Origin of the sequence: Niveibacterium microcysteis, from assembly GCF_017161445.1 — a bacterium.
Taxonomy (GTDB): domain Bacteria; phylum Pseudomonadota; class Gammaproteobacteria; order Burkholderiales; family Rhodocyclaceae; genus Niveibacterium; species Niveibacterium microcysteis.
Genome location: NZ_CP071060.1, coordinates 2,628,228 through 2,640,569, shown reverse-complemented (window position 1 = coordinate 2,640,569; position 12,342 = coordinate 2,628,228). Strand labels below are relative to the sequence as shown.

At 63.9% G+C, this 12,342-nt stretch carries 15 protein-coding genes; 5 read left to right on the top strand and 10 right to left on the bottom strand.

Annotation, left to right across the window (positions count from 1 at the left end):
- Nucleotides 1-10: 10 nt before the first annotated feature.
- The 7 genes from JY500_RS11990 to JY500_RS11960 all read right to left on the bottom strand — a co-directional run bounded on the left by JY500_RS11990 (nucleotide 11) and on the right by JY500_RS11960 (nucleotide 4,445).
- Entirely contained in the window at nucleotides 11-316 is a 306-nt protein-coding gene (locus tag JY500_RS11990) for a tetratricopeptide repeat protein (protein ID WP_206252620.1), read from the bottom strand.
- 319 nt (nucleotides 317-635) lie between these two features.
- Nucleotides 636-908: a translation initiation factor IF-1 gene (infA, locus tag JY500_RS11985; protein WP_172199507.1), complete on the bottom strand. Its 273-nt coding sequence runs from the start codon at nucleotides 906-908 to the stop codon at nucleotides 636-638.
- 106 nt (nucleotides 909-1,014) lie between these two features.
- Entirely contained in the window at nucleotides 1,015-1,218 is a 204-nt protein-coding gene (locus JY500_RS11980) for a cold-shock protein (RefSeq protein ID WP_172199510.1), read from the bottom strand.
- Between the two features lie 188 nt (nucleotides 1,219-1,406).
- Nucleotides 1,407-2,234: a DUF429 domain-containing protein gene (locus tag JY500_RS11975; RefSeq protein WP_206252616.1), complete on the bottom strand. Its 828-nt coding sequence runs from the start codon at nucleotides 2,232-2,234 to the stop codon at nucleotides 1,407-1,409.
- Nucleotides 2,231-3,154 (bottom strand): histone deacetylase family protein, encoded by a 924-nt coding sequence (locus tag JY500_RS11970; protein WP_206252615.1) that lies wholly within the window; start codon nucleotides 3,152-3,154, stop codon nucleotides 2,231-2,233. The genes JY500_RS11975 and JY500_RS11970 overlap by 4 nt, the downstream gene beginning before the upstream one ends.
- 43 nt (nucleotides 3,155-3,197) lie before the next feature.
- Nucleotides 3,198-3,944, bottom strand: coding sequence for a substrate-binding periplasmic protein (locus JY500_RS11965; protein WP_172199519.1), 747 nt, complete (start codon nucleotides 3,942-3,944; stop codon nucleotides 3,198-3,200).
- A 60-nt stretch (nucleotides 3,945-4,004) separates the two neighbouring features.
- Nucleotides 4,005-4,445 (bottom strand): MarR family transcriptional regulator, encoded by a 441-nt coding sequence (locus JY500_RS11960; protein ID WP_206252614.1) that lies wholly within the window; start codon nucleotides 4,443-4,445, stop codon nucleotides 4,005-4,007.
- 325 nt (nucleotides 4,446-4,770) lie between these two features.
- Between JY500_RS11960 and JY500_RS11955 the strand changes: the two genes are divergently transcribed.
- Together JY500_RS11955 and JY500_RS11950 are read left to right on the top strand one after the other, a co-directional pair.
- Nucleotides 4,771-5,694 carry an esterase/lipase family protein gene (locus JY500_RS11955; protein ID WP_246479600.1) on the top strand — a complete coding sequence of 308 codons (924 nt, stop codon included), beginning with the start codon at nucleotides 4,771-4,773 and terminating at the stop codon, nucleotides 5,692-5,694.
- Nucleotides 5,695-5,816: 122 nt separating this feature from the next.
- Nucleotides 5,817-6,542 carry a lipase secretion chaperone gene (locus tag JY500_RS11950; protein WP_206252606.1) on the top strand — a complete coding sequence of 242 codons (726 nt, stop codon included), beginning with the start codon at nucleotides 5,817-5,819 and terminating at the stop codon, nucleotides 6,540-6,542.
- On the opposite strand, the gene JY500_RS11945 is transcribed toward JY500_RS11950, so the two are convergent.
- Nucleotides 6,539-7,147: an HNH endonuclease gene (locus tag JY500_RS11945; protein WP_246479599.1), complete on the bottom strand. Its 609-nt coding sequence runs from the start codon at nucleotides 7,145-7,147 to the stop codon at nucleotides 6,539-6,541. The two genes, JY500_RS11950 and JY500_RS11945, sit on opposite strands and share 4 nt — an antisense overlap.
- A gap of 357 nt (nucleotides 7,148-7,504) precedes the next feature.
- Here JY500_RS11945 and JY500_RS11940 point away from each other — a divergent pair, with 357 nt between their 5' ends.
- Nucleotides 7,505-7,846 carry a hypothetical protein gene (locus tag JY500_RS11940; RefSeq protein ID WP_206252604.1) on the top strand — a complete coding sequence of 114 codons (342 nt, stop codon included), beginning with the start codon at nucleotides 7,505-7,507 and terminating at the stop codon, nucleotides 7,844-7,846.
- A gap of 3 nt (nucleotides 7,847-7,849) precedes the next feature.
- Here JY500_RS11940 and JY500_RS11935 read toward each other — a convergent pair whose 3' ends face one another.
- Together JY500_RS11935 and fusA are read right to left on the bottom strand one after the other, a co-directional pair.
- Nucleotides 7,850-8,791, bottom strand: coding sequence for an NAD-dependent epimerase/dehydratase family protein (locus JY500_RS11935; protein ID WP_206252595.1), 942 nt, complete (start codon nucleotides 8,789-8,791; stop codon nucleotides 7,850-7,852).
- Between the two features lie 71 nt (nucleotides 8,792-8,862).
- A complete protein-coding gene (fusA, locus tag JY500_RS11930; RefSeq protein WP_206252594.1) occupies nucleotides 8,863-10,911 on the bottom strand; it encodes an elongation factor G in 2,049 nt (682 codons plus the stop codon).
- Here fusA and JY500_RS22325 point away from each other — a divergent pair.
- On the top strand, nucleotides 10,910-11,032 hold the full coding sequence (locus JY500_RS22325; RefSeq protein ID WP_256378316.1) for a hypothetical protein: 123 nt from the start codon (nucleotides 10,910-10,912) through the stop codon (nucleotides 11,030-11,032). The genes fusA and JY500_RS22325 overlap by 2 nt on opposite strands.
- Before the next feature lie 30 nt (nucleotides 11,033-11,062).
- Nucleotides 11,063-12,337, top strand: coding sequence for an Hsp70 family protein (locus tag JY500_RS11925; RefSeq protein ID WP_172199540.1), 1,275 nt, complete (start codon nucleotides 11,063-11,065; stop codon nucleotides 12,335-12,337).
- Nucleotides 12,338-12,342 lie beyond the last annotated feature (5 nt).

Sequence of the window (12,342 nt, the reverse complement as noted above, 5' to 3'; positions counted from 1 at the left end):
GCCCAATGAATCAGTGCGCAGCAATCGCCGAGACAGGCGCGTTGAACCACATCGCGCCGCGCGACGGATCAAGGCGCTGCGCTTCGCCGTAGGCTTCGTTGGCCTGGGCGTAGCTGCGCAGCTTGCGGTAGCAATAGCCGAGGCCTTGCCAAGCTTCGGTGCGATCCGGAACGAAACTCAGGACGGTGCGGAAAGCTTCCACTGCTTCCTCGAAGCGGCCTGTGCGGGCGTGGTCAACCGCGGCGGCGAAATGGCTGTCGGCGTTGACCGTGGCACCTGCGGCGTGGCGGAAACGAAGGCTGATTTCGTTGTTCATGTTCAAAGTTCCTTGGTGTGGATTCCGGTGCCGGTGCGTACCGTCTGATGCGGTGTTTGCTTTCCGGCGGGGTTGAATGAAGTGTAGGTTCGGGGGCCGAGCCACACCAATTCAGGAATTCAATCTGACCAATAGCGGAACTCGCGCTGTCCAGGCAGCGAGCGCGCAAGCGGGCATGCGAACAGCCCTCCGGCGGGTAAGCGCCAAGAGGGTTATCGGGTACGCAGAGGAAATGCGCGTCGTCGAGCCGGCGACGAGGTGGCGCGGACCATAAGGTCCGCGCAAGCACGGCAGCTCATCGACTGCCGGGCGGGGTAGGTCAGCGACGCGGGCCGTTCTGGCCAGGCGCGGCGCCCATTGCGGGACCACGCTCGTCTTTGTGGCGGAACGTGATCCGCCCCTTGGTCAGGTCATACGGCGACATTTCCAGCGTCACTTTGTCGCCGGCGAGGATACGGATGCGGTGCTTGCGCATCTTGCCGGAGGCGTAGGCGATCACGCCGATGCCATTGTCGAGAATCACCTTGAAGCGCGTATCGGGCATCACTTCTTCGATGACACCGTTCATTTCCAGCAGTTCTTCCTTCGCCATTCATGGCTCCTGTCCGATGCAGACCCGGACGTCTGCGTGTTTATTGGGGCGGCAACAAAAAAGCCCGGGCGAACCGGGCTTTTCGCAAGCATCAGCCCGTGGCTGATTACTCGGGGCGGATGTTCGACGCTTGCTTGCCCTTCGGGCCGGTCGTGACATCAAAGTTCACGCGCTGGCCTTCGGCGAGCGTGCGGAAACCCTTGGTCTGGATTGCGGAGAAGTGCGCGAACAGATCGTCGCCGCCCTCATCCGGGGTGATGAAGCCGAAGCCTTTGGATTCGTTGAACCACTTAACGGTACCGGTAGCCATGTATCTAGCGTCCTGATGAAAAAATTTGGGTATTCGCCTTACCCGGAAAAATTGAAAATCAAGACGGAAGTGATCGAGAACCGGAGAACCGCACGCAGAACTGCTGCGGGGCCTAGCTACTGCAACTGCACACTGCTTGAAATTCGGCGAACCGGTAGTGTGTATCCGCTTTCCGGATTTGGCAAGGATTATTTTTCCTTCAACGCATCACTCGCACCAACAATCCAACCCTCCACAGGGTCGAAGTTGCGCGGCAATCCATAGTTATCGGCTCGCGCCGACCACGCGGCGGCCGCTTGGGTGAGTGCGAGCAGGGCATCGAGCAGGTCCCCACTGCCGTCCGAACATGCCTCGACTTTTATTTCATCTGGCAAGCGAACAGTCAGGCCGGGCGTCAGTTGGCCGCCGGACAGGGCTGCCACGATCTCGCGCCGGACCCGCTCGCGCTCAGGCGTTTGCTTGGTGCGCTCGTCGCTCTTGTAGGACGCACCGCTCACCTTGCGCGCCACCAAGGCGGGGTAAGCCTCTACGGCGATACGCAGCGGGTCGGCCTGGCACATGCCTGCAATGGTGACACCGGCCGCGAGCAGTCGCGTGGCACCTTCAAGAAACATCATGCCGACGGGCGGATTCACAAGTTTGAACGGGCTGTGGCTGCGGGCCGGGATATCGGTGGCGCGATGTGGATAGCGCGCGCCGTAGGGGCGTTCCGTGCGATCAGCGTCGAGTGCTGACTTGAACGCCTGCTTGCCGAGCGCGGCACAGTGGGCGACCAATTCTGGCCAGTGATCGGGCCAGCCCAGCTTGCTCACGCCGTCACGTGGCAGTCCAAACGGGAAATCGAAGGCCCCAAGCCAGGGGCCGGGCGCGCGCAGCAGTTGCTCGAAGCCGGGCCATGCCTCGTGACGGGCGAGCGCTTCGCATACGAGCGTGCCGCCTTCAAGTTGCCCGTGCGCCACGGTAATTGGCTTGCGCCGCGAAGGTGCGGAGGTGAAGTCGACCCCGAGGAGCTTCATCGGTGACGCGCGTCCGCGGCAGCGAAGAAGCACTGATGCGCACGCGAAACGGTTTCGCAGTGGATCGCAACCGTGTCACCGATATCGTTTGCGTAGCCGCCGGCCATGGCGATGGCGAGCGGAACATGATGCGCGAGACAGGCATCGAACACCGCCTGGTCCCTTGCAGCAAGGCCGTCGCGGCTCAGCGCCAGCCGACCAAGGCGATCGCCCTCGAAGGGGTCGGCACCTGCAAGATAGATCACAAGCTGAGGCCGTGACCGGTCGAACGTCGTCTCCAACCCATGCACCAGCGCGGCCAGGTAATCGGCATCGCCGGTGCCGTCTGGCAACTCAATATCGAGATCGCTCGTCTGTTTGCGGAAGGGGAAGTTCTTTGCCCCATGCATGCTGAAGGTGAAGGCGCGCGGATCACCCGCGAGGATTGCGGCGGTGCCGTCGCCCTGGTGGACGTCGCAGTCGATGATCGCAACGCGCGATAGGTGGCCTTCTGCCAGCATGCAGCGCGCTGCGACGGCGGCATCGTTGAACACGCAGAAGCCCGATCCGAAATCCGCATGTGCGTGATGAGTGCCGCCGGCAAGGTTGGCAGAGCATCCATCCGCAAGTGCGCTGCGGCACGCCGCAATCGTTGCGCCGGTGGAACGGCGTGAGCGCTCAACCATTTCGGGCGACCACGGAAAGCCGATGCGACGAATCTCGTCGGCCGCCAACTCGCCGCAGACAACCCGGCGGACATAGTCGGCGGTGTGGGCCATTTGCAAGGTCTCGTCGTCGGCGGCGTCCGGTATGCAGAAGTCGCTTGCCGCAAAGCGGCCGGTGGCCAGCAAGGCTTCGCGCAGCATCCGGTATTTCGCCATCGGAAACCGGTGCCCCTCGGGCAAGGGCAGTACGAACTCGTCGGCGTAGTAAAGCTTCATCGTTGAGCTTGCGGCGTGGCGTCGTCGCCTTGCGGCCGAGCGATCAATCGCTGCCCTGATTGAAGACTGGCGCCTGGTAGCCAATCTTTCGCAGCCCTTCGCTGAGCGCGCGAGAGAGCTTCTTTCCCTCGGGGGTGCGGCGGAAGGCAACGTGAAGGCTCTTGAGCTCGAGCAGGCGGGAGTTCATCACGAGCTGCCCGCGCATACCAACGAGCCGGTGGTCGTTGCCCATCAGATTGGCGAAGACTTTCGAGTCGATCACGGCAAGGTCGATGCGGCCCGCAGCGAGCTTCATCAGGTTGCTGACGTCGTCGAGGGTGCTGTCCGAATTCTGTTCGCCGCTCGCGATCCGTCGGTCCAGGGCGGTGGTGTTGATGTAACCCTCGACCACGCCGATCCGCAGTGATTTCAGGTCGTCCAGCGTTGCCCAGATGCTTGGCGAATCGGCGCGCTGGGCGAAGCCGAGCGGGCTTTCGCCGACAGGGTCGGACAGTTCCGTGCGGCGATCCCGGTCAGACGAGTAGTAGCTCGGGAAGTAGCCAGCAAACCCCTTGCCCGTTTCGCCAAGCGCGACCGCCTTGGGCCAGGGGTGATATTCGACGACCAACTTGTAGCCCGATGCGGCAAGCGCTCGCCGCACGGTATCGGTAACGGTGCCGCCCTCGGAAATGTTGGCACCGGTGTACGGCGGCCATTCGAGTGACGCCAGACGGACCACGCGGTCCTCCGCGCGAGCTTGAGATGAAGCGAATGCGAATACGACCAGCAACGCGGCAAGCAGAAAACGCATGAATCGGTCCACGGTGGGATCTCGGCACCGCCCCCCCGGCCGGTGCAACCGGCGCGTATGTTACTCAAGTTCCGGCCCGGCCACCCGCGCATCGGCGTCGAGCAGGTGGCAGAGCCGACTCAAGATGCGGTCCGCCGCCGCCCGGTCCGCTGGCGCGAGACCGCCAATCAGCGCTCGCGCCTCGGTGTCGAGCAACTCGGTGACTTGCCTCGCGAGCTGATGTCCACTTGGCGTGGCGGCAAGCAGCAGCGCGCGAGCGTCTGCTGCGTCGGGCTCCTTGGTGACCAAGCCCCGTGCATGAAGTACGTCGGTCGCGCGGGTGACGGCGCTCTTCTCCCAACCGGTCTGCTGCACCAGTTCGCGCATCGCAATCGTGTTGGCGCCGGCAATGCGCAGCAGCAGGCGCATCTGGGCATCGCTGCAGTCCGACATGCGGCGAAAGAGGCGCTGTTCTGCGGCGAGAACGCGTTCAGCCAAGGTGCGTAGGGTCAGCGACGGCATCTGCGGTGCTCCAGGCGCAATCCGCTAACGGTATTTTTTTACGTTGCAACTTGCAACTAATGGTGCCGAGCTCCGGTGCCCCGAAGCGATACGTAACCGTACGCTGCGATGCCGCTACCGCATTGCAACGTGACAATGCCCTGCATGCCGCTATACCAATAAATCCGGCGTATCCGGAGTGGATGCATCGCTCTGCGTTCGACGTGGCTTGCCCGAGTGCAACTCGAACGATTGCTGCTAGCGGGCCCGCAATTCAAGCTTTCTGGTGCCTGTTTGCACTACGGGTGCGTACGGAAAACACAACAAACACCTGAAGGAGGAGAAGGTGAATCACAAACGCTTGCGCATCTTTGTCTGTTTCATTGCCCTGCTTTTGTCGCCAGTGGTTTCGGCCGACACCTATACGCAGACGCGGTACCCGATCGTGCTCGTGCATGGAATGATGGGTTTCGACTCTATCGGTGCGATCAATTACTGGTACGGCATTCCAGAGAACCTTCGCGCCGGCGGCGCCACGGTTTTTGTGGCATCGATATCGGCCCTGAACAGTAACGAGGCGCGTGGTGAGCAGTTGCTTCAATACCTTGAAACGCTGAGGGCGAAGTACGGCTACGAACGCTTCAACCTGATTGGCCACAGTCATGGCGGGGCGACTTCCCGCTACGTCGCCGGCGTGGCACCCGGCATCGTGGCGTCGGTCACCACGGTTGGTGCGCCGCACGACGGTAGCAAGGTGGCGGACCTCATCAAGGCGGGCACCAGTGTGACCGGCACGACCGATCTGGTTGCGGCCCTCGTCAACGGTTTCGGGCAACTGATCGGCTTGTTGTCCGGCAACGGATCGCCTCAGGACGCGCTCGGGTCGCTTGCGTCGCTCAATACGGCTGGCGCCCGCGACTTCAATAGACGTTTCCCGGCGGGTGCGCCGACTTCGTATTGCGGAAACGGGGCGGAGCTGGCCGCAAACGGTGTGCGGTACTACTCGGTGGGCGGCACCTCGGTGGCGACCAACGTGCTGGACGTCCTCGATCCGATGCTGGTGGCGTCGTCACTCGTGTTCGGTTTCGAGGCCAACGACGGCCTTGTGTCGCGCTGTTCCTCGCATTGGGGGCGTGTGCTGCGTGACGACTACGGGTGGAACCATATCGACGAAATGAACCATGTCTTCGGCCTGCGCGGGCTCTTCAGCACCAATCCGGTGTCGTTCTACCGCGCTCAGGCGAACCGCCTGCGGAACCTGGGACTGTGAAAGGCGTTGTCATCGCTACTACCGCCGCTTTTGCGGCGGTAGTTTTGCTGCTCTGCCTCGCTCGTGCGCCAAGTAGCCTGGTGCCCGCGCGAACCGAAAGTGCGCACCAGAAGCCGGCAGACGTGAGTGGCGCGAGGGGTTCCGCGGGTCTTCCTTTCCTGTCGAGCCAGCTTGCCCAACGCACACTGAGTGAGTTGCGGGTGGCCGCTCGTGGGGGTGTGCTCGCTGGCGTTGAGCCGGACGGAAGATGGGTCTGCGCGGCAGACGGTGGTTTGCTGCCCGATCGGCGGATTCGCGAGCGCATGGATTGGTACGGCAATCAGCTCGGCCCGATGTCTGCCGACGAGCTCGCCCTGGTGCTGTCGGCCGAGGCGGCCGAAGCTTGCGGCCCAAAGGCGGGGCAGGATGCATCGCAAGTGTGGCGTGCGTATCAGGACGCCATGGTCGCCGTGGCGGGCGTTGTTCCGGCTGACCGTGCGGCGCTTGAACAGAGCGCTCGCGCCGCGGCGGCGGCACGACGCCGCGGCATTGGCCCAAGCTGGGCTGAGGCTTTCTTCGGTGACGACGAGCGCTTGCTGGCGGCGCAGCTTGCGGGGCAGGGTAGCCGGGAAGTGGTGCCACAGCCTCTGCCGGATGCAGCGGCGCGCTCTGCCGCCGTCGATGCATCGTGGGCGAGCTGGCGTCAGCGCATTGAAGATGCGCAGCAAGCCGTTAATCAGCTACGCAATGACCCCAGCCTTAACGCAGAAACCCGGGCGGGCAAATTCCATGAGTTGATCGAGCAACGCTTCGCAGAAACGGAGCGATTGCGCGCCGAGGGGCTCTTGCGCCCAACGCTGGGCGGTTAGCCGACCAGAACGCGACTCTGCCGCGGCACGTGCCGGGCAAGGAAGTCCATCTGATCCGCTAGGATGTTGCGGTTGCAGAGGATCAGGTACTCGGCCTTGTTCGGCACGTACGGGGCATAGATCAGCTCCATGCGCGCCTGTTCAGGCGTGCGACCGCCTTTGCGCTGATTGCATGGGCGGCAGGCGGTAACAACGTTCATCCAAATGTCTCGACCGCCTTGCGATACGGGAAGGACGTGGTCGCGCGTGAGCTTGCCGGCCGGCAGATGCGTGCCGCAATAGCCGCAGACCTGACGGTCACGGTGAAAGAGTTCGCGATTCGAAAGCGGTGGAACCTGGTGCAGCGCGCGCTGGCTGAGCGCCTTGCCGCGTATGGCGATGATGCTGTTTGCCGTGATGACGGAACGCAGCCCGGTATCACGGCGCATACCGCCCTGGATCATGAACTCGTTGTCGCCAGCGGACCAGGCGACCTGATCCCTCGCATAGTAGATCACCGCATGCTGCCAGCTGACCCAGCGGAAGGGCTGGCCATGCACATCAAGCGTGAGGATCAGCGGCCGTCGCGAATTGCCCGCGACCGTGCCGCGTTCAACGAGGATCACGGCGACTCTCTCTCTACAATCGTATAGAGCATACGCCTTGCATGTGTGATTTCAATGACTACTTCAATGTGTCGCGTGACAGGCCAGGGGCGTCCGTTGTATTGGGCGCTTTTGTTGTCGATTGCGGTACATGGTGCGGCGTTGTTCCTGTTTCCAACGATCGACGCCGGCGCTCGCAGTTTGCGGGTTCGGCTTTCCGCTCAAGCGCTTGGCCGTGGCGCTGGCGCATCGGGCGATGTCGCGGCCCCACGGCTTTTGAGCGCGGCGGCGGAGGTGCCGGCCGTGCCTGCACCACGCCAAGCAAACCGGTCGCTGCAGCCGACGAATGGGCCGGCTCGCACCGCTCGCGCGGTAGATATGCCCAAGCGAGCGCCCGACTCGGCGCCGCTGGCGCCCGAACTTCCGGGGCTTGATGCCGGGGCTTTGCGCGGCCTGAAGGTGGCACTCGCGAGCGGATTGGCCGGGGTCTCCTTGCCAGCAGATGCCGCGGGCGCCAGCACCGAGGCGCACCTGGTGTTCGGCGACGGCGGTCGCTTGCTTGCCGTGAGTTTCAGCGGGCAGCAAAGCAGCCGCGAATTGGAGGCGCGGCTGCGAGAGGCGCTGATGAAAGCGGCGGCGCGGATTGACCTTCCGGCGGGGCTGCGGGATGCTCGTTTCGAACTTGAGCTCGCGTTTGAGCTGGGTGACGACGGGCGCTGAGGGTCAGTGCGCGGCAACTGTTGCGGCGAGCGCCTCTTTCACGGTGTAGCGAGGGCGCCAGCCAAGGCCGTGGGTCAGGGCGCTGATGTCGACTTCGAGCGAACCAAGCAGACGATCGGCTTCCGCTTCTTTGCCGCAAAGCGTCAGCACTCCTCTGAGCACTTTGGGTGGTACTGGAATCAGGTGTGCGGACCTTCCGAGCGCGTTGCCCACTGCGCGGATCAGCGCTGGCGTACTCAGGGGCTCGCCGTCACTGATGAGAAACACCTTGCCGACGGCGTCCGGATGCTCTCCAAGCAGGCACAGCGCGTCGGCGAGATTACCGACGAAGACCAGATCGCGGCGGTTCTGGATGGCGCCGAGCGGCAGCCAGTATCCCTTCCGGACTAAGTGCAACAAGCGCGCGAAGTTTGCGCCGACGCCAGGGCCGTAGACGAGCGGGGGGCGCAGCACGACGGCGTCCACGCACGAGGTCAGCACCGCCGCCTCGGCTTCCAGTTTGGAAACGGCGTAGGGGTCGGTGGGAGCGGGCGGGTCCTCGGGGCGGAAAGGATGTTCCGGTGCGCTGGATTCGCCATTGACCTTTACTGAGCTGAGGTAGACCAGGCGCCGCACACCGGCAGCCGCGGCTGCGGCACAGAGTTCCGCCGTTCGCGCCACATTGACGCGCCGGAATGCGGCCAGTGGGTCGCGTTCGCTTTCCTGCATCACGTGCACCCGCGCGGCCAGATGCCAGATAGCATCGACACCCGACACTGCGACACGCCAGTCGACCGGCAAATTCAGGTCGCCGACGACAACGGATTCGTCCCAGGGGCCTGGCCGAGGTTGGCGAAGCGCAGCGCGCACACGGTAGCCGCGTGCTTTGAGCTGTGGAATCAGTGCCGTGCCAACAAAGCCGTTGGCGCCGGTCACCAGCGCGATAGGGCGGGAACATGACGACATGTTCCCATTTTGCCCGAGCCGGGCGGGCTGGCGCCGCGACGCGCGTGGTGGCGTCGCGGCGGCGCGGTCGCTTACTCCTCGTCGACCGGTTTGAACGCAGCAGTCAATGCCTGCTGTACGTTTGGCGGGGCCGGTTCATAGTCGGCCATCTCCAGCGTGTAACTGCCTTGTCCGCCAGTGATTGACTTGAGGCGCCCCTGAAAGTCGTTCAGCTCGGCGAGCGGTGCTCGTGCATTGATGGTCACCATGCCGCCGCGTGCCGTGCCGGTCTGCGTGACCTGACCGCGCCGAAGTGCGAGTTCGCCGTTCACGTCACCGATGGCCATCTCAGGCACCGTGACCTCCAGGTTCACAATCGGCTCCAGCACCATGCCGCGCGCCTTGCTGATTGCGTCGAGGAAGGCCTTGCGACCGGCCGTGATGAAAGCGACTTCCTTGCCGTCGACCGGGTGGGTCTTGCCGTCATACACGGTGACCTCCAGATCCTGCACCGGGAAGCCGGCAATCGCACCGCCACCGAGCACGTCGCGCACGCCTTTTTCCACTGCGGGAATGAACACACCCGGGATCGTGCCGCCCTTGACGGCGTCGACAAAGCGGAACCCTTCGCCGCGGGCGAGCGGGGCGATCTTCAGGTAGACCTCACCGAACTGACCGGCACCGCCGCTTTGCTTCTTGTGGCGATGGTGGCCTTCCGCAGCGAGCGTGATGGTCTCGCGGTAAGGAATCGTTGGCGGGTGACTGTCCACTTCGAGCTTGTACTGTGCGCGCATCTTTTCGAGGATACGGCTCAGGTGCAGCTCGCCTTGGCCGCGAATCACGGCCTCGTGGGTGGTGACGTCGTGCTCGACGTGCAGGCCCGGATCCTCCGCGGCCAGACGGTGGAGAATCTCGGCGAGCTTCTGTTCGTCTCCCCGGCGTTTGACGCGTACGGCCAAGCCATACACCGCATGCGGAATCGGCAGCGGGTGGAAGTGGATCACTGCGTCTTCCGGGGCATCGTGGAGGACGGCATCGAAGGCCATGTCGTCGATCTTCGTGATCGCGCAGATCTCGCCGGGGCCCGCGCGATCAATCGGGGTGAGCTGCTTGCCCTGCATGCGGAACAAATGAGCGACACGGAAAGGCTTGCGTGCCTCGCCGGCATACAGCTGGGTATCCGGCGTGAGCGTGCCTTGCAGCACACGCACCACGCCGATCTTGCCCATGTAAGGGTCGACTTCGACTTTGAATACATGGGCCAGCGCATGGTCGTTTGGATCGTGGCTGGCGATCAGGGGCTCCGCTGCATCGGCATTGCCGCCCGGCCATTTCTCGAAAAGCGGCGGGTTGCCTTCGAGCGGGCTGGGCGCGAGGCGCACGATGAAATCGATCAGCTCCGGGATGCCGGCACCGGTGCGGGCGGATACGAACAGCACCGGAACCAGGTGATCCTCACGCAGCGCGCGTTCGAACGCGTCGTGCAGCGCTTCCGGTGCGATCTCTTCGCCTTCGAGGTAACGCTCGGTCAGCGCTTCGTCCACTTCGACGACCTGCTCAACTAGGGCACGGTGTGCGTCCTCGATTGAGCTGAAATCGGTCGCGTCTCCGCTCAGGTTGAAGAAGCAATCGACGACGCGGCTTCCACCATCGGCCGGCAGGTTGATCGGCAGGCATTCGCGCCCGAAGGCGGCCTGAAGCTCTTCAACCAGGGCGGGGAGGTTCACCCGCTCGGCGTCGATCTTGTTCACAACGACGAGGCGGCAGAGCTTGCGTGTCTGGGCCCAGAGCATTGCCCGGCGGGCCGTGATTTCGATGCCGTTCTGCGCGTTAACGACGGTGGCGACCGTGTCCGCCGCATCCAGTGCGGCAAGCGCCTGGCCAGCGAAGTCGGGGAATCCGGGTGTGTCCAGCAGGTGCACCAGGGTGCCGGCGCGTTCGAAGTTTGCAACCGCCAGTTTGGCGGAGTGACCATGTTCCTTTTCGAGTGGATCGTAGTCGCAGACCGTGGTGCCGCGGTCTACGCTGCCTGCCTGTGGAATCGCGCCGGCGGAAACGAGGACTGATTCGATCAGTGTCGTTTTGCCGGCGCCCGCGTGGCCTAGCAGGGCGAGAGTCCTCAGATCTTGCGGGGTCGTCATGGCTGCCTCCTTTGTGAGTCTTCTTGGCTGTGACGCTACACCCGGCGCGGTGCGCTCAGGTTTGACGCGCGTCAGCGCGTTGGCGGGCGGTTTGCTGGACTTCGCCGCGGCGCTGGCGTAGCATCCGCGCCCCTTCAGAATAGACGCAACCATGCTTGACCACGCGGCCCGCGCTTGCGGCATTGACTTCGGCACCTCGAACTCCACTGTCGGCTGGCTGCGCCCGGGTGCTCCCGCCTTGCTGACCTTGGAAGACGGCAAGCCGACGCTGCCCTCAGCGGTGTTCTTCAATGCGGATGAAGACAGCGTCTGCTTTGGCCGCGCCGCGCTGGCCGAATACCTGGACGGCTACGAGGGGCGCCTGATGCGCGCGCTGAAGACGCTGCTCGGTTCCAGTCTGATGGATGGCAACACCGAGGTGCTTGGCCGCCTGTTGCCCTTTCGCGATCTGCTCAGGCAATTCATCGCCGAACTCAAGCGGCGTGGCGAGCTCGCGGCTGGCCGCAGCTTTGATCAGGCGGTGTTCGGCCGTCCGGTGCATTTTGTCGACGACGATAGTGCCGCCGACCAACTCGCGCAGGACACGCTGGCGCAGATTGCCCACGCCGTCGGTTTCCGCGAGGTGAGCTTCCAATATGAGCCGATCGCAGCGGCCTTCCACTACGAACAGTCGCTCGACCGCGAAGAGTTGGTGCTGATTGCCGACATCGGCGGCGGCACCTCGGACTTTTCGTTGGTGCGCTTGTCACCGGAGCGCGCGAAGGTGGACGACCGCCGCGAGGATCTGCTCGCCAACGCCGGCGTGCACATTGGCGGTACGGATCTGGACCGCGCGTTCAACCTGGCGCAGGTGATGCCCTTGCTGGGCTTTCGCTCGAAGAAGAAGAACGGCACCGAACTGCCGGCGACGCCGTTCTTCAACCTGGCGACCTGGCATACGATCAACTTTTGCTACACCCGCGCCGCCTGGACCGAGTTCCAGGACATGTATCGCGACGGTGCCGAGCGCGAGAAGCTGGAGCTGCTGCTCAATCTGATTGGCGAACGCGCGGGGCACTGGCTGTCCTTGCAGGTGGAGGAGGCGAAGATCGCGTTGTCCGACGTGCCGGAGGTCGTGCTGGATCTTGCGCGGCTGCACCGCAAAGGCGGTACGCCGGTGCACCCAACGATCACGCGTGCTGCGCTGGATGCCGCGATTGCGCCGCTGGTTGATCGCGTCGGCGACACCGTGGCGGGCATGCTCGATCGCGCGGGGGTGGCGCGTTCGCGCATCGATACGGTGTTCTTTACCGGTGGTTCGAGCGGCGTGCCCTTGCTGCGTCAACGCATTGCGTCGGAAATTCCGACCGCGCGTGCTGTCGAGGGCGATCTCTTCGGCAGCATTGGTGCGGGCCTCGCGGTGGATGCCGCGCGCCGCTACGGCTAGTCACG